Annotated in this window: 21 protein-coding genes; 9 read left to right on the forward strand and 12 right to left on the reverse strand. The window is 69.3% G+C overall.

Translation table 11 applies throughout. From position 1 onward, the window contains the following. From A5771_RS11560 to A5771_RS11590, 7 genes are read right to left on the reverse strand one after another with little or no spacing between them, the layout of a single operon-like run. The gene (locus tag A5771_RS11560; protein ID WP_064855362.1) at nt 1–534 is read right to left on the reverse strand and encodes a hypothetical protein; all 534 of its coding nucleotides are present in this window, start codon (nt 532–534) and stop codon (nt 1–3) included. Then, complete coding sequence (locus A5771_RS11565) at nt 534–1,163, reverse strand: class I SAM-dependent methyltransferase (RefSeq protein ID WP_064855363.1); 630 nt, start codon at nt 1,161–1,163, stop codon at nt 534–536. The genes A5771_RS11560 and A5771_RS11565 overlap by 1 nt, the downstream gene beginning before the upstream one ends. Then, complete coding sequence (locus A5771_RS11570; protein WP_064855364.1) at nt 1,160–1,753, reverse strand: DUF4389 domain-containing protein; 594 nt, start codon at nt 1,751–1,753, stop codon at nt 1,160–1,162. The genes A5771_RS11565 and A5771_RS11570 overlap by 4 nt, the downstream gene beginning before the upstream one ends. Next, nucleotides 1,753–2,907, reverse strand: a complete 1,155-nt coding sequence (locus A5771_RS11575) for an FAD-dependent oxidoreductase (RefSeq protein WP_234783031.1) — start codon at nt 2,905–2,907, stop codon at nt 1,753–1,755. Before A5771_RS11575 ends, A5771_RS11570 begins: the two co-directional genes overlap by 1 nt. Before the next feature lie 42 nt (nt 2,908–2,949). Then, a complete protein-coding gene (gene rfbC, locus A5771_RS11580) occupies nt 2,950–3,522 on the reverse strand; it encodes a dTDP-4-dehydrorhamnose 3,5-epimerase (protein ID WP_064855365.1) in 573 nt (190 codons plus the stop codon). Between the two features lies 1 nt (nt 3,523). After that, a complete protein-coding gene (gene rfbB, locus A5771_RS11585; RefSeq protein ID WP_064855366.1) occupies nt 3,524–4,519 on the reverse strand; it encodes a dTDP-glucose 4,6-dehydratase in 996 nt (331 codons plus the stop codon). Nucleotides 4,520–4,550: 31 nt separating this feature from the next. After that, a complete protein-coding gene (locus A5771_RS11590; RefSeq protein ID WP_064855394.1) occupies nt 4,551–5,408 on the reverse strand; it encodes an LLM class F420-dependent oxidoreductase in 858 nt (285 codons plus the stop codon). Between the two features lie 270 nt (nt 5,409–5,678). On the opposite strand from A5771_RS11590, the gene infA reads away from it, so the two are divergent. The 8 genes from infA to truA all read left to right on the forward strand — a co-directional run bounded on the left by infA (nt 5,679) and on the right by truA (nt 10,249). Then, nucleotides 5,679–5,900: a translation initiation factor IF-1 gene (gene infA, locus A5771_RS11595; protein ID WP_003418601.1), complete on the forward strand. Its 222-nt coding sequence runs from the start codon at nt 5,679–5,681 to the stop codon at nt 5,898–5,900. 57 nt (nt 5,901–5,957) lie between these two features. After that, on the forward strand, nt 5,958–6,071 hold the full coding sequence (gene rpmJ / locus A5771_RS11600; RefSeq protein WP_003879483.1) for a 50S ribosomal protein L36: 114 nt from the start codon (nt 5,958–5,960) through the stop codon (nt 6,069–6,071). A 189-nt stretch (nt 6,072–6,260) separates the two neighbouring features. Beyond that, nucleotides 6,261–6,635, forward strand: a complete 375-nt coding sequence (gene rpsM, locus A5771_RS11605; RefSeq protein ID WP_046318640.1) for a 30S ribosomal protein S13 — start codon at nt 6,261–6,263, stop codon at nt 6,633–6,635. 5 nt (nt 6,636–6,640) lie between these two features. After that, complete coding sequence (rpsK, locus tag A5771_RS11610) at nt 6,641–7,051, forward strand: 30S ribosomal protein S11 (protein WP_013830211.1); 411 nt, start codon at nt 6,641–6,643, stop codon at nt 7,049–7,051. 15 nt (nt 7,052–7,066) lie between these two features. Then, nucleotides 7,067–7,672 (forward strand): 30S ribosomal protein S4, encoded by a 606-nt coding sequence (rpsD, locus tag A5771_RS11615; RefSeq protein ID WP_064855367.1) that lies wholly within the window; start codon nt 7,067–7,069, stop codon nt 7,670–7,672. Between the two features lie 71 nt (nt 7,673–7,743). After that, nucleotides 7,744–8,787 carry a DNA-directed RNA polymerase subunit alpha gene (locus tag A5771_RS11620; RefSeq protein WP_064855368.1) on the forward strand — a complete coding sequence of 348 codons (1,044 nt, stop codon included), beginning with the start codon at nt 7,744–7,746 and terminating at the stop codon, nt 8,785–8,787. A gap of 75 nt (nt 8,788–8,862) precedes the next feature. After that, on the forward strand, nt 8,863–9,405 hold the full coding sequence (gene rplQ, locus A5771_RS11625; protein ID WP_064855369.1) for a 50S ribosomal protein L17: 543 nt from the start codon (nt 8,863–8,865) through the stop codon (nt 9,403–9,405). Beyond that, entirely contained in the window at nt 9,359–10,249 is an 891-nt protein-coding gene (gene truA, locus A5771_RS11630; protein WP_109401107.1) for a tRNA pseudouridine(38-40) synthase TruA, read from the forward strand. The genes rplQ and truA overlap by 47 nt, the downstream gene beginning before the upstream one ends. A 71-nt stretch (nt 10,250–10,320) precedes the next feature. Here the strand turns inward: truA and A5771_RS11635 are convergent, their stop codons facing one another. The 3 genes from A5771_RS11635 to A5771_RS11645 all read right to left on the reverse strand — a co-directional run bounded on the left by A5771_RS11635 (nt 10,321) and on the right by A5771_RS11645 (nt 12,440). Then, a complete protein-coding gene (locus A5771_RS11635) occupies nt 10,321–10,950 on the reverse strand; it encodes a cutinase family protein (protein ID WP_064855371.1) in 630 nt (209 codons plus the stop codon). A 67-nt stretch (nt 10,951–11,017) separates the two neighbouring features. Then, nucleotides 11,018–11,647: a cutinase family protein gene (locus A5771_RS11640; protein ID WP_275084983.1), complete on the reverse strand. Its 630-nt coding sequence runs from the start codon at nt 11,645–11,647 to the stop codon at nt 11,018–11,020. Between the two features lie 88 nt (nt 11,648–11,735). Beyond that, nucleotides 11,736–12,440, reverse strand: coding sequence for a cutinase family protein (locus A5771_RS11645; RefSeq protein ID WP_064855373.1), 705 nt, complete (start codon nt 12,438–12,440; stop codon nt 11,736–11,738). Nucleotides 12,441–12,547: 107 nt separating this feature from the next. Between A5771_RS11645 and eccB the strand changes: the two genes are divergently transcribed. After that, nucleotides 12,548–13,651 (forward strand): type VII secretion protein EccB, encoded by a 1,104-nt coding sequence (gene eccB, locus A5771_RS11650; RefSeq protein WP_064855374.1) that lies wholly within the window; start codon nt 12,548–12,550, stop codon nt 13,649–13,651. Here eccB and mycP read toward each other — a convergent pair. Both mycP and A5771_RS11660 read right to left on the reverse strand, forming a co-directional pair. Next, the gene (gene mycP / locus A5771_RS11655; protein ID WP_064855375.1) at nt 13,593–14,867 is read right to left on the reverse strand and encodes a type VII secretion-associated serine protease mycosin; all 1,275 of its coding nucleotides are present in this window, start codon (nt 14,865–14,867) and stop codon (nt 13,593–13,595) included. The genes eccB and mycP overlap by 59 nt on opposite strands. Before the next feature lie 3 nt (nt 14,868–14,870). Further along, nucleotides 14,871–15,986, reverse strand: a complete 1,116-nt coding sequence (locus tag A5771_RS11660) for an EsaB/YukD family protein (protein ID WP_165606088.1) — start codon at nt 15,984–15,986, stop codon at nt 14,871–14,873. Nucleotides 15,987–16,065: the final 79 nt, after the last annotated feature.

Raw genomic sequence — 16,065 nt, forward strand, 5'->3', positions numbered from 1 at the left:
CTACAAGCCGAGTTGGACAAGCAAAGTGAACAGATCGGCGAACGGATCCGGGAAGGGAAGGGTGAACGAACTGTCGAGGAACGGGAAGACCGAACTCTCGAAGGTGTTCACCGTCGCCCCGGCCAGGCCGATGCTCGCGTCGCCCAAGCCCAAGGTCCCCTCGGGGTCGGCGCCGGACGTCAAGATATCGGTGAAGAGTGGCGTTTGGATGGCGAACGCAACGTAATCGTCGTCCGGGTCGGCCGCCGATGTGAGCGTGAGGATGCCGAGATCGTGGATATTGCTTATAAAATCGGGGTCCGAGACACTGTCGACGGGTTCTGACCCGAGGGACGTCAGGTCCGGGAACTGGAACCCGTCCAACGGTGTGGTCGCGAGCAGACCCAGGTTGTCGGTCTGGCCGGTCAACAGGGCGTGCATCGACCAGACCTGATCATGCGGACCGGTGAGGGCGGTGAGAGTGACGCCCAGTGGGCTGAGCCCGGCGGGCAGGACCACCCCGGCAACGGTGGCGAGGGCGAATAATCGGTTCATCAGAATTCCTTTCTCACGGTGGCGAATCCCTGCAGATGCGGTGTGCACGGCGGCGGCACCGGGGTGCGCTGGACGCGGCGCAGTGTGGTGGTGTCGAACCCGGCCGCGGCAATGGCGTCGACGGTGCGCCGGTTCGGCCTGCAGCCAGAGGCCAGCCACGACCACGGTCTGGCGATCAGGTCCTGGATTCGGCCCAGGGCACCGTCACCGCGGACATGTTCCAGCACCACCAACCTGCCCTCGGGGGTGAGCACCCGGCGGATTTCGGCGAGTGTGGCGGCGACATCGTCGACCGAGCACAACACCAGCCCGACATGCACCGAGTCGAAACTATTGTCCGGGAATGGAATCGCCTCACCTATTCCGTCCACGATGTCGGCGTCGATGCCGTGGCGGTGGGCCAGTGCCGCCGCCATCCGCCGCATCGCCGCGACCGGCTCCACGGCGGCGATCGACGTCACCGCGGGCGGAATGAACAGCAGATCGGTACCCGGGCCCAGGCCCACCATCAGCAACCGCCCGGTCGCATGGCTCATCGCCGCCCGGCGATAGCGGCGGTAGAACAGCCGATCGAAGATCGGCATACCGAGGCGATACACGTACGGGAACAAGGGATTACCGCGCGTCATCGGCTGCCCATATCCAGTCGGTACGGCGGATACTCGTCGCGCATCAGCGAGACGTAGGCGGCCACCCGGTAGCGCCATCGCGCCATGCCCATCAATAGGTCGAACAGGCTCGGCGACGCCGTCCCGATGCACAACAACCACCCGGCGTTGATCACGCACAGCACCTGCAGCAGCGGCTCCATCGCCCAGCACACGATGACCTGCGGCAGCGCCAACGGCAATCGCACCAGCACCGCCCACCTGCTGAACCGTTCGGGGTAGCTGACGTGCAGATCGGCGGGATAGTCGGACCGGGACGCCAACGCAAAAGGCGGGTACTTGTCGGTGGCATTCATCGGAAACCGGTAATTCATCACCCGCCACGACCAGCGCAACACCCCGACATTGAAGTCGAAGATGGGCCGCGGAAACCGCCCGGTGAACAGGATCGCTACGCCCGCAACGAGAGTCAGCAGCGGATACACCAGGTAGAGCCCGATCAGGATCGGGTAGTGCGGGGCGGCCAGCACGCACCATTTGAGCAACCACAACCAGCGTGCAGGCGCATCGATAGCGCCGCGTACTCGTACCGGATCATTCGGGCTCGTCATCACCGTCTGCCGATCACCGCGGCCATCCGGCGGTGGCTGGACCACCGCAGAAACGTCGTCAGCGCCCAGGTGTGGAACCGGTCCGGGATCAGTGCCGCCGGCCTGAGAACGGACTCGCCGTGGGACACCGGCAGCGACGCCACCCGCGACACCGTCGCCACCCGGCGTCTCCTGCTCCGCTCGTAGGTGCGCAGTGCACCCGGGACGGCGGTGCGGCCGACGTTCGACAACGCCTGTCGCAACACCATCGTGTCGAGCAGCGCCTGATTGGTTCCCTGGGCGAGGGTGGGCGGCATGGTGTGTGCCGCATCGCCGAGCAGAGTGAGCACGCCGTGGCCCGGCGGCGGAATCGGATGGCGGAAATGCGGATACGGCGACGAGGCCAGATCGTCTTCGGTCAGGGCGGCGAGCACCCGGTCGGCCGCATCCGACCATCCGCTGAACTTCGAGCGGATCACCTCGATCGGGTGCTGCGGTCGGGAGAAGTCGAATGACCACGGCAGGTCGAACCACCACTGGATCTCGCCGCCGCCGGCCGGCCACAGCCCGAGGTTCCCGTGCTCGCCGATGGCGACTAGTGCGACATCTGTGTCGGCGACGTCGGGCAGGGTGACCAGTCCCTGCCAGCTGCACCAGCCGGTCGGGTTGGCGTGGCGCGCCCCGACGACGTCGCGGACCCGCGAATGCAATCCGTCCGCGCCGATCAGCACGTCTCCGTCGGCGCGGCTGCCGTCGTCGAATCCGACGCGCACGCCCTGGTGGTTGGAGTGCACCAGGACCAGCCGGGCGCCGCAGTGGATGCGGTCGCGCGGAAACCCGTCCAGCAGGCGGTCCAGCAGCACGCGGCGCGGAACCATTCGAACGGGCGCACCCAGCCGGTCGGCCATGGCGGTCAGATCCAGCGTGGCCAGCGGACGGCCGGCCGACGTCACGACCCGGACGGTGGACAGCCGCTGGCCGGCGCCGTCCATCGCAACGCCCAGCTGGCGAAGAACCATTGCCCCGTTGGGCCAGATGGTCACCGCGCCGCCGGCCGTTCGCACGTCGGTGCCCTGCTCGAAGACAGAGACTTCGTGTCCGTCGCGAAGCAGTCCCCGCGCAACGGAAATTCCGCCTACGCCCGCACCGACAACGAGGATCCGCGCCGTCCCCACACCTCAATCACGACGTCCGCCGCGCGATGGTTCAGTGCCTGCTCAGTTGGGCTTCCAGTCCGGCAGCAGTCCGGCGGCCCGGACCTCCGCCAGCGACGGTGCGTCGCGGTCCCGCGCGGAGAGCACCAGCGGGTGATCGGCCGGCCAGTCGATGCCGATCGCCGGGTCGGTGGCGCAGATGGTGTGTTCGCGCTGCGGGTCGTAGCCGGCCGAGCACAGGTACATCACCGTCGAATCATCGTGCAGCGCCAGGAATCCGTGGGCCAAGCCGGCCGCCAGGTAGATCGACCGGCGGTTCTGGGTGTCCAGCAGCACCGAATCCCACTGCCCGTATGTCGGTGAGCCGACCCGGATATCGACGACGACGTCGAAGACCGCCCCCGACACGCAGGTGACGTATTTGGCCTGCCCGGGCGGCACCTCGGCGAAGTGCAGGCCGCGCAACACACCGGCCCGCGACACCGAGCAGTTGGCCTGGCGCACGTCGAAGCGGTGCCCGGCGAAGGCGGTGAACTCTTCGTCGGTAAACCACTCGAAGAACACGCCGCGGTCATCGGCGTGCTGGGTCGGGGTGAGCTCGAAGGCTCCGGGGACGGCCAGTTCGCGGAACGCCACGTCAGCGTCCCAGCTCGGCGTAGCGGGCTTCGGCGGCCTCTTTCAATGGCGCCCACCAGGGCTCGTTGGCGCGATACCAGTCGATGGTCGAGCGAAGGCCGGCCTCGAAGTCGGTGTGCTCGGGCTTCCAATCCAGTTCGTCGCGCAGCGCCGACGGCTCGATCGCGTAGCGCAAATCGTGGCCGGGCCGGTCGGGCACGTGGTCGAAGTCGTCGGGGTCGTGGCCCATCAGCCGCAGGATGGTCTGCAGCACACTGCGGTTGTCGCGTTCGCCGTCGGCGCCGATCAGATAGGTGCGCCCGGCATGCCCGCGGGTCATGATCTGCCAGACGGCGGCGTTGTGGTCGTCGACGTGGATCCAGTCGCGTACGTTGGCGCCGCTGCCGTACAGCTTGGCGCGGCGTCCGGTCAGCAGGTTGGTGATCTGCCGCGGGATGAACTTCTCCACGTGCTGGTAGGGGCCGTAGTTGTTCGAGCAGTTCGAGATCGTCGCGTGGATGCGAAAGGAGCGCACCCAGGACTGCACCAGCAGGTCGGCGGCGGCCTTGGTCGACGAGTACGGGCTCGACGGGCGATAGGGGGTCGTCTCGGTGAACCGGCGCGGGTCGTCGAGGGCCAGCTCGCCGTAGACCTCGTCGGTGGAAATGTGGTGCAGCCGTACCCCGTGCCGGCGTACCGCCTCCAGCACGGTGAAGGTGCCGATCACGTTGGAACGCAGGAACGGTTCGGGTTCGGCCAGCGCGTTGTCCACGTGGGTTTCGGCGGCGAAGTGCACCACCGTGTCGGAGTCGGCGACCAGCCGCTCCACCAGCGCGGTATCGGTGATGTCGCCTTCCACCAGCGCGATCTCGCGCGCGGTGTTGGCCAGCGACTCGCGGCTGCCGGCGTAGGTCAGGGCGTCCAGCACGGTGATCTGGGCGTCGGGGTGTTGGACGAGCGTGCTGTGCACGAAGTTGGCGCCGATGAACCCGGCGCCGCCGGTGACCAGCAGACGCATGGGGCAACCCTAGCGGTGGCGGGGGCGCCCCTCAGTCGCGCGGTGTCAGCCCCAGCGGCCCGGCGAGCTCCGTCAGCGTTGGAAGCAGCTGCTTCCAGCCGCCCAGCACCTGGATCGTCACCTGGTCGGCGCCGGCCGCCAGATGCTCACCCAACCGGGCGGCGACGTCCTCGGCCGTGCCGTGCGCCACCACCGCATCGATCAGCCGGTCGCTGCCGGGCGCACGCACGTCGCGGTCGCCGAAGCCAAGCCGGTGCCAGTTGTTGACGTAGTTCGACAGGCCTAGATAGAAGCCGACCGCGTCGCGTCCGGCGGCGCGCGCGGCCGCGGCATCCGTCGACAGCACCACCTTGTGCTCGGGCGCCAGGAACACCGAGGGCCCGATCAGCTCGCGGGCTGTTCCGGTGTGCTCCGGGGTGGTCAGGTAGGGATGCGCCCCGGCGCTGCGCTCGGCCGCCAGCTGCAGCACCTTGGGGCCCAGCGCGGCCAGCACCCGGCGGCTGGTCGGTACCCCGTCGGCGTCCAGGGCGTCCAGATAGTCCGTCAAGGTCCGATAGGGGCTGCGGTACTCGGCGGTGGCTTCGGAGTGACCGACGCCGACGCCGAGCAGAAACCGGCCGGGGTAGGCGTCCTCGATCCGGTGAAACGACTCGGCGACCTGCGCTGCCGGCGCCGACCAGACGTTGACGATCCCGGTCGCCACCTGCAGCGTCGATGTCGCCGCCAGCAGCGGCTCGACGAACTCCAGCTCAGGCGCCGGCGAGCCGCCCACCCAGATCGCGCCGTAGCCCAGCCGTTCGATCTCGGTCGCCTGCTCGGGAGTGGGGGATCCGAAGGTCCAAACCGCGTAGCGGCCCATGTCGGGTTTCAGTGAGAGTCCCTCGGTCATGTGCATCCCATCGCTGCGTGGCGACGGCGGGTGCCGCCTGGAATCAGTGTCTCACCGCCGACGATTTTGGCGACCGGCTGTTCAGCGGGTATCGTGGGACGACGGTGCGGCGTCCGCGTCGACTCTTGCGTGCCCAGTCTGAGATTCTTGGCGATTCACCTGGAATTTCCTGCCACCGGCCCACGTTCTGTAGTCGTAGTCGATGCTGCGCCGCGGCGGGCGCATGCACATGCAACAGGTAAGCCAGACACGGAGGATCGCCGGAGAGTAATGGCCAAGAAAGACGGTGCAATCGAGGTCGAGGGCCGCGTGGTCGAGCCCCTGCCCAATGCGATGTTTCGCATTGAGCTGGAGAATGGTCACAAGGTGCTCGCCCACATCAGCGGCAAGATGCGGCAGCACTACATCCGTATCCTGCCGGAAGACCGGGTGGTCGTGGAGTTGTCTCCCTACGACCTGTCCCGCGGACGCATCGTCTACCGGTACAAGTGATCCCCCGATAGCGCCACCCGTACGTCAACCAGCGATGAGAACAGGACCACAGCAGCCGTGAAGGTGAACCCCAGCGTCAAGCCGATCTGCGACAAGTGCAGGGTGATCCGTCGGCACGGCCGGGTCATGGTGATCTGCTCCGACCCGCGCCACAAGCAGCGTCAGGGCTAGCCATCGCCGGGCTCAGTCCCCGCAGACCACAACTGAATGCAGACCTCCCAGTACCAGTGAGCGGCTGGCATCTTTTCCAGATGGGCCAGCTCACACACGCCCGGATCGGAGGCCGGGCCCCGGAGTTTTCGGCCGGGAACGGGCTGGGATCACAACCTCCGCAACGAAGATGAAAGGGGCATGCCCCCCATGGCTCGACTTGTGGGCGTCGACCTGCCGCGCGATAAGCGCATGGAGATCGCGCTGACCTATATCTACGGCATCGGCCGTACCCGCGCAGGCGAAATCCTGGCCGCGACCGGTATCGACAAGGACCAGCGCAGCAAGGACCTCACCGACGACCAGCTCACCCAGTTGCGTGACTACATCGAGCGCAATCTGAAGGTTGAGGGCGACCTGCGCCGCGAGGTGCAGGCCGACATCCGTCGCAAGATCGAAATCGGCTGCTACCAGGGCCTGCGGCACCGTCGCGGCCTGCCGGTGCGCGGCCAGCGGACCAAGACCAACGCGCGCACCCGCAAGGGCCCCAAGCGCACCATCGCCGGTAAGAAGAAGGCCAGGTAAGACCCATGGCGACGAAGAAAGCGACCGGGCCCAAGAAGGGCCAGAAGACTCGGCGGCGGGAAAAGAAGAACGTCCCGCATGGTGCCGCGCACATCAAGAGCACCTTCAACAACACGATCGTGACGATCACCGACCCGCAGGGCAATGTCATCGCCTGGGCGTCGTCGGGTCACGTCGGGTTCAAGGGCTCGCGTAAGTCCACTCCGTTCGCCGCGCAGCTGGCCGCCGAGAACGCCGCCCGCAAGGCGCAGGAGCACGGCGTGAAGAAGGTCGACGTGTTCGTGAAGGGCCCGGGCTCGGGCCGCGAGACCGCGATCCGTTCGCTGCAGGCTGCCGGCCTGGAGGTCGGCGCGATTTCCGACGTCACACCGCAGCCGCACAACGGCTGCCGTCCGCCCAAGCGGCGCCGGGTCTAGGAGGACTGAAAAAAGATGGCTCGTTACACCGGACCCGCAACCCGCAAGTCCCGCCGGCTGGGCGTCGACCTCATCGGCGGTGACCAGGCATTCGAGAAGCGGCCCTACCCGCCCGGCCAGCACGGCCGCGCGCGGATCAAGGAAAGCGAATACCGGCTGCAGCTGCAGGAGAAGCAGAAGGCGCGCTTCACCTACGGCGTGATGGAGAAGCAGTTCCGCCGCTACTACGAAGAAGCGGTGCGCCGCGGCGGCAAGACCGGCGAGGAACTGCTGCGCATCCTGGAGAGCCGGCTGGACAACGTGGTCTACCGCGCCGGCCTGGCCCGCACCCGTCGGATGGCCCGCCAGCTGGTCAGCCACGGCCACTTCACCGTCAACGGGGTGAAGGTCGACGTGCCCAGCTACCAGGTGTCGCAGTACGACATCATCGACGTCAAGGACAAGTCGATCAACACGGTGCCGTTCCAGATCTCCCGGGAGACCGCGGGCGACCGCCCGATCCCGGGCTGGCTGCAGGTGGTCGGGGAGCGGCAGCGCATTCTGGTCCACCAGCTGCCCGAGCGTGCCCAGATCCAGGTTCCGCTCGCCGAGCAGCTGATCGTCGAGTTCTACTCGAAGTAACACGCCTGTACCAACCGGTGCAGGACTTGACCGGCATCAAATAGCGGGTGCCGAGAAGGAGATAGAAAACAATGCTGATCTCGCAGCGACCGACCCTGTCCGAAGAGGTTGTGGCAGACAACCGGTCCCAGTTCGTCATCGAACCGCTGGAGCCGGGTTTCGGTTACACCCTGGGGAACTCGCTTCGGCGCACCCTGCTGTCGTCGATCCCCGGCGCGGCCGTCACCAGCATCCGCATCGACGGCGTGCTGCACGAGTTCACCACGGTGCCCGGCGTCAAAGAGGATGTCACCGACATCATCTTGAACCTCAAGGGCCTGGTGGTGTCCTCGGAGGAGGACGAGCCGGTCACCATGTACCTGCGCAAGCAGGGCCCGGGTGCCGTCACCGCCGGGGACATCGTGCCGCCGGCCGGCGTCACGGTGCACAACCCCGACATGCACATCGCCACCCTGAACGACAAGGGCAAGCTCGAGGTCGAGCTGATCGTCGAGCGCGGCCGCGGTTACGTCCCGGCCGTGCAGAACAAGGTCTCCGGTGCCGAGATCGGCCGCATCCCGGTCGACTCGATCTACTCGCCGGTGCTCAAGGTGACCTACAAGGTCGAGGCGACCCGTGTCGAGCAGCGCACTGACTTCGACAAGCTGGTGCTGGACGTGGAGACCAAGAACTCCATCAGCCCGCGGGACGCGCTGGCCTCGGCCGGCAAGACGCTGGTCGAATTGTTCGGTCTGGCACGGGAACTCAACGTCGAGGCCGAGGGTATTGAGATCGGGCCGTCGCCGGCCGAAGCGGACCACATCGCGTCGTTCGCCCTGCCGATCGACGACCTGGACCTGACCGTGCGGTCCTACAACTGCCTCAAGCGCGAAGGTGTGCACACGGTCGGGGAGCTGGTCGCCCGGACCGAGTCCGACCTGCTCGACATCCGCAACTTCGGGCAGAAGTCCATCGACGAGGTCAAGGTGAAGCTGCACCAGCTGGGTCTGTCGCTCAAGGACAGCCCGGCCACCTTCGACCCGTCGCAGGTGGCGGGCTACGACGCGGCCACCGGTACCTGGTCGGGCGACACCAGCTACGACGAGCAGGACTACGCCGAGACCGAGCAGCTCTAAACGCCCAACCTCTCGCAAGAGAGCCGTCCCGGCCCTACCTGATACGGGGGCCGGCCCCATTTAGGAGAAGTCGCAATGCCCAAGCCCACCAAGGGTCCCCGTCTCGGGGGGTCGTCCTCGCACCAGAAGGCGCTGCTGGCCAACCTGGCCACGTCGCTGTTCACCCACGGCCGGATCAAGACGACCGAGCCCAAGGCGCGGGCATTGCGGCCGTACGCCGAGAAGCTGATCACCCACGCCAAGAAGGGCACGCTGCACAACCGGCGTGAGGTGCTCAAGAAGATCCGCGACAAGGACGTGGTGCACTCGCTGTTCGCCGAGATCGCCCCGCACTTCGCGGACCGCAACGGCGGCTACACCCGCATCATCAAGGTCGAGGCGCGTCAGGGCGACAACGCCCCGATGGCCGTGATCGAGCTGGTCCGGGAGAAGACGGTGACGTCGGAGGCCGAGAAGGCGCGCAAGGCCCCTAAGGCTGCCAAGAGCGAGAAGGCCGCCGAGAAGCCAGCCGAGAAGGTCGAGGAGAAGCCCGCCGAGGCTACCGAGGCCGAGAAGGTAGCGGAGCCGGCCGCTGAGGCCGAGGCTCCCGAGGCCACCGAAGCCACTGACGAGTCCTGAGTCCGGGGCCGAAGTTCGGCTTCGGCTCGACATCGCCTACGACGGCACCGATTTCGCCGGGTGGGCGGTACAGAACGGACAGCGCACCGTCGCCGGCGTTCTCGAAGAGACGCTGGCGACGGTGTTTCGCGTTCCGGTGCGATTGTTCGCCGCGGGGCGTACCGACACCGGCGTGCACGCCACCGGGCAGGTCGCCCACATCGACATCCCGGGATCGGCACTGGCGCACGTCTATTCGCGTGGGCAGCGGCCCGGCGAGCCGGAATTCCTGGCACTGACACGGCGATTGGCGCGTTTCCTGCCGGCCGATGTCCGGGTGCTGCGCGTGGTGCGGGCGGCGCCCGATTTCGACGCGCGGTTCTCGGCGCTGCGGCGCCACTACGTCTACCGGCTCTCGACCGCGCCTTACGGGGTGGTGCCGCAGCTGGCGCGCTACGTCACAGCCTGGCCGCGCCCGCTGGATATCGAGGCGATGGGGCAGGCGTCGCGGGGGCTGTTGGGGCTCAACGATTTCGCGGCGTTCTGCCGCCATCGGGCGGGCGCCACCACCATTCGTGATCTGCAGAGGCTGGACTGGGAGCGTGAGGGTGATCTGGTCACCGCGCACGTCAGCGCCGACGCGTTCTGCTGGTCGATGGTTCGCTCGCTGGTCGGGGCGGTGCTCGCGGTCGGTGAGCACCGGCGCAGCGCCACCTGGTGCGCCGACCTGCTGAACGCTGAGCGCCGGTCCAGTGATTTCACCGCCGCGCCGGCGCGGGGCCTGACCCTGGTCGGGGTCGACTACCCGCCGGACGACCAATTGGCGGCGCGCAGCGTCGTCACCCGGGATATTCGCACTCGCTAGACGGTCGAGTGTGCGGTTTGGGTCGCAGAAACGGGACTTCGGCAACCAAACTGCACAGTCGAGCAACCGGGCTACAGCAGTCCGGCGACGAAAGCCGCGGCCTGATTGGTCATGCTGGGCGTGTAGCCGGAGTGGGCGGCGAAGTTGCGTCCGGGGGAGCAGACCGGGTCGCCGTCGGTGCACAGGTCGATCGTCTTGAACCCGTAGCCGGGGCTGTTCGTCAGCGGCTGCCCGATCTTGTTGGACGGGTTGCCGAACACCGCGATCGCCGCGACGTGGTCGGCGGCCTCGGGCGGCAGCGGCGCGGTGAACCCGAAGCCGGGCACCGGCGCGGCGGCCACCACGTCGATGACGGCCGCGCCCTGCGAGTACCCCCCGAGAACCAGCCGGGTGCCCGGGCAGTTCTCCACCATCCACATCACGTGGCCGCTGGCGTCGTTGGCGCCGTCGGCGGCCCGGCCGAAGTCGTAGCTGGCCGGGTAGTTCACCGCATAGGTGCCGATCGAGCGGGACGTCTGGCCGCGCAGGGCGCCGACGAAGGCGTTGCCGACGCGGCCCAGGCCCGGCGGCTCATTGGTGCCCCGCGCGAACACCACCTCGGCGTCCGGACACCCGTCGGCCGAAGCCGTCGACGACGGGACGGGGCTGATCAGCAGGGCTGCGGCCAGGGGGCCGGCCGCCAGGATGCGGTATGCCTTCACAGCGGAGAATAGTAGCGAAGCAAAGATGATCTAACTAATCCCGGCGGCCCAGTCGCGACGAGCCCGGTCAGAGCTTGCCCATGATGAAGTCGGCGGCCTGGTTGATCATGCCGGCCTCGATATAGGCACCGGCCAGGTGCTGTGGCCAGTTCGCTTCCCAGGTGTTGGGGTCGGCCGGATTGCAGATCGGGTCGGCGCCGTGGCACAACTCGATGGTCCGGTCGGCGTAGACCGGGCTGAACCGGGTGATCGGCCCGGCCCAGGCGCTGCCGTTGCCGAACAGCGCGACCGCGGCGATGTGTTCGTCGGCGCCAGGCGGTAGCGGGTTGTTGAACGAGAACACGCTCATCGGGACGGCCAGCACGATGTCACTGACCGCCGCGCCCAGCGAGTAGCCGCCGACCACCAATCGGGTGTCCGGGCAGGTCTGCATCATGTGCTGGATGTGGCCGCTCATGTCGTTGGCGCCGCGATCCACATCGGCGTCCGCGTCGTAGCGCACCGCATACAGTCCGACGGTGCGGTTGGCCCGCGCGCGTAACGCGCTGACCAAGGCGTTGCCGATTATGCCCGGGCCTGCCGACTCGAGCCGGCCGCGGGCGAACACCAACTCGACCGGCGGACAGCCGGCCGCCGCCGCCGAGGGAATGACCGTCGGTATCAGCGCGGGAGCTATCAAGGACACGGCGAGCAGCACGACCGCGGTCAGGAGCCGGTATGCCTTCACAGCGACTGATAGTAGCGCCGTAAAAACTTGACGGGCTAAATAAGAGCGTCGGTGCAGGTCAGCGGACCAGCGGTTCGACGTCGGGCACCGGCCCAGGAGCGCGCAGCCGGCCGGCGATGAAGTTGGCCGCCTGGCTCGTCAGCGCCGGGATGTAGCCGTCGGTGTGGTCGGTCCACTCGTTGCCCGGTCCCTCGTGGCAGATTGGGTCACCCGGGTTGCACAGGTCGAGGGCCTTGGCGCCGAACAGGGCGCTCTGCGCGCTGATCGGGCCGCCGGTGCGGACGGCGGGGTTGCCGAACGCCACCACGGCCACCACCTGGTCGGCGTACTCGGCGGGCAGCTGGCTGCCCCAGCTGATACCGCCCACCTGGGTGCCGGTGACGATGTCGATCACCGAGGCGCCCTGCGAGTACCCGCCGAGCACCAGCTGGGTGTCCGGGCACACGTCGGCGGCGGCCTTGACGCGGCGGATCACGTCATTGGCGCCGTCGCCGCCACCCAGCTGCAGCCGGCCGGCGGGGTAGTTGACGCCGTACTCGTCGACCTTCTTCGAGGTCTGCTGGCGCAGCGAGTCGATCAGCGCGCGACCCACCCGGCCGACGCCGGGCGGCTCGCTGGTGCCGCGGGCGAAGATGACCTCGACGTCGGGGCAGTCGTAGGCGGCCGCCGACGGGATGGCATCAGGGGCCACGACCGGCACGGTCAGCAGTGCGCCGGCCATCAACGCCGCCGAGAAAATGCTGCTCAATCGAACAAAACGCATAGCGGAATGGTACCGAAGCCCGATTTCGGCGCGGACGGCCCTGTGGATGGTCGGAGGCCGCCGGGCCGCTGCCGGGGTTAGCGTCGTCGGCACGGGAACGGGGGCGCATGGCCGGGCGAACGACCACACAGCTACAGCTGCATGCGCACCGATTCAGCGCGCGCCGCATCGAGCGTGCGCTGCGGTGCGGCCAGGCGGCCGGCGGCCCCGCGCCCGGGCGGGCCGGGCTGGCGCTGGGTTGCCTGCTCAGCGTGATCGTGGCGGCCGGCGCGGTGGTGCTGGCCATCGTGCGGCCGCAACCCGGCCTCGGTGACGCGCCGATCCTGCTGGACCGCGCCTCGGGCGCGCTGTATGTCCGGGTCGGCGACACGGTCCATCCGGTGTTCAACCTCGCCTCGGCCCGCCTGATCGCCGGCCCCGCCGACCCGCGGCCGGTAGCCGGCACCGAGATCGCAAAGGCCCGGCGCGGGCCACCGCTGGGCATCCCTGGCGTCCCCGGCGCACTCGGCGCAGCGGCGGCCGCGACCGAGACCTGGTCGCTGTGCGATGACCCGGCCGGCACCACCCTGGTCGTCGGGGCCGAACCGCCGCAATCCGCGCGTATCGACGCCGATGCGGCGGTGCCGGTCAGCGCGGAGTCCACCGCCACGTACCTGGTGCTGCGGGGCCGGCGGATTCCGGTCAACCCGGCTGATCCGAGCCTGGAATCCGCAGCGCCGCGGCGGGTCTCGGGTCTGCTGCTCACTGCGCTACCCGAGGCCCCGCCGGCGAAGGAATTCGACGGCCGCCTCGCCACGTTGCCCGCCGCCGCGGTGACGCTGTGCGCCCATTGGCGTGCCGACGATCCGGTCGGCATCACGCTGTCGGCCGGTGTCGGCCTGCCGCTGCCGGCGGGCGCGGCGGCAACGGTGCTGGCCCAGGCCGACGGCCTCGGCCCGGCCCTCGATGCGGTCTGGTTGCCGCCGGGCCGCAGTGCCTACGTTCGGGCCGTCGGTGTGTCTGGTCGCCCAGCTGGTGCCGGCTACCTGATCACCGAGACCGGGGTGCGGTTCACCGTCGACGATGCCGCCGCGGCACGTAGCCTGGGTCTGCCCGAGACCCCTGCCGGGGTGCCTTGGCCGATGCTCGCCGGGCTGCCGGCCGGCCCGCGGCTCAGTCGGCAGCAGGCGCTGCTGGCCCGCGACGTCGTGCCACCGCCACCCGGCCGGTGACCACCGCCAGCAGCAGGGCCAGCAGGACACCGGTGCCGGTGATCGCGGTGCGCAGCCCGGCCGAAGCGGCGACGGGCTCGACGGCCGGCGGGGGTGGGGGTGCCGGTTCGGGGGCTCGGGCAACGGAGGCGGGCTCAGCTACCTCCGAGCTGACCGCGGCCAGCGGATCGATCACCCCGGCGCCGACGACGTCGTCGCGCCCGCCGGCCGGGTGGCGCGCGGTGGCCTTGATCCGGTCCATCACCTGGCGCGGCGTCCACGCCGGGAAGCGGGACCGGATCAGTGCCGCCACACCGCTGACCACCGGTGCGGCGAAACTGGTGCCGCCGGCGGTGGTCGCCATCGCGTCGCCGACGCTGCTCAGCGACAGCACTTTTTCGCCGGGTGCGGCCACGTCGACCCAGGGGCCGGCGCGGGTGAAGGCCGACGGTGCGCCGTCGGCGTCCACCGAGCCGACCGTCAGCACGTAGTCGTCGTACCAGGCCGGGCTGACGATCATCGGCCCGTCTTTAGCGCACCCGTCGTCGGTGTTGCCGGCCGCGGCGACCACGACGGTGTTCTTCGTCTCGACCGCGTAGGCCAGGGCGGCGCCGAGTGCCCGGTCGTCGAGGCCGGAGTTCACCGGCCGGCAGGCCACGGCCGAGATGTTGATCACCGACGCCCCCAAATCGGCCGCCGTACGCACCGCTTTCGCCAGCGTGTCGACGTCGCCGACACCCGCGGCGTCGCCGACGGCGCCGAACCTGGTGCTGGATTGGCGGATACCGATCACCGTAGCCAGCGGCGCCACACCGCTGAACCGGTCGCCGGGATCGGTTGTGGCCGCGATAGTCCCGGCGACCAGGGTGCCGTGGCCGTCGCAGTCCTGGGTGCCGTCGCCGGTGAACACGTAGTCGCCGCCGCCCACCAAACCGGGCAGCCGTCGATGCGGGGCCACCCCGGTGTCGATCACCGCCACCCGCTGCCCCGCCCCGCGGGTCAGCGCCCAGACCGCCGGCAGGTCCAGCCCGTCGAGCTGGTTCGGTGTCACCGCGGGATCCAGCGCCGGCACCGCGCACACCTGACGTTGCACGGTGGGATGCGCCGGTGCGGCCGGCGCCGCGGCCGGTAACCGGGAGCCGTCGATCGGCGGGGGTGCGACCGCGTTGGCCGGCGGCACGCCCGGGGTGGCCCCGGCGATCACCGCAGCGGCGATGGCGATCCGGGCGATCCGCACGCGTCAGCCCAGACTCAGTCCGCGCACGGCACCGTAAACCCCGCAGAGCCAGCAGGCCAGCGGCACCAGCGCGCCCAGCGCCAGGCTCTCCAGCACCTCGGCGCCGCGCCGGCTCAACGGGGATGCCGGCGGTGCGGCGAAACCGGCAGCGATGGCGCCACCGGCCAGTGCCAGCGCCACCGCGGCCGGCCATGGCCCCGAACCCGCTGTGAGAACCGCGATTCCGATGGTGGTGACGCCGCCAGCCAGTAATGCCGCGATCTGGCGGCTATCGCTGTGGGAGCGGGCCCGCAGTAACAGGGCGAGGCCGGCCACGGCTGCGAATGCGACACCGACCGGCCCCGGGTCCGGTTGTCGGGCCGCGACGCCGAGGGAACCCAGGACCACCGCGGCTGCGGACGCGGCGACTAACCCGGTCAGCAGATCGTGGGCCTCGCGTGTCGGGCGCCGGGTCGCCAGCGCGATCCGGCCCGCCATCCGGACCACACCGACCGCAACCGCCGTTCCCACCGCACCGGCCGCCTGCAGCGAGATGCCGGTTGCAGCACAAGCCATCCCCACGACAGCGGCGGCCACCGCCAACCCGGCCAAGCAGCACAACGTCGCCCGCACCGGCCCGCTACAGCCGCTCGACGGAACCGCAGCGGCAGCCACTGTCCCGGCCGCAGTGACGGCTAACAGGGCGTTCGGGGTGCCGGGCCCGCCCGGGACCGCCACGAAACCGGCCACCCCGGCCAAGCCGGACGCTGCCAGCGCGGCGGTGAGCCGGCGAGCAGCCGGATTCCACGGGCTTAGCGCTTCCCGCACCGTAGCCGCCACCTGCTCGGCGGGATCGTCGAAACGCGCATCCGCCACAATGTCGCCCGCCCGCGCCAACACCAGCACCGCGCCGTCGTGGATGCCCTGCTGCGCCAGTGTTTTCGAGGGGTCCAGCGGTGCCCGCCCGGGCAGACCCAGCCGGTACGGACGCGGGGCGTGCGGGCCGTCCCGGCGCGGCATGAGGTCGATGACGGAGGCGATCAGCGCTGCCACCGGCACCGCGGCCGGCAGTGCCAGATCGGCGCGACCGGTATCGGTGTGCACCGCGACCCGGCGCAGACCCGAATCCGTAATCGACACGCCTAGCCTCCTCGTTTGCGCCTTCCGCTTGCGCGCACCGTAGCGCGATGGGGGCCCGCAATGTTTTCGTTCTTCCACA

It is taken from the genome of Mycolicibacter sinensis (assembly GCF_001667375.1).
GTDB lineage: Bacteria > Actinomycetota > Actinomycetes > Mycobacteriales > Mycobacteriaceae > Mycobacterium > Mycobacterium sinense_A.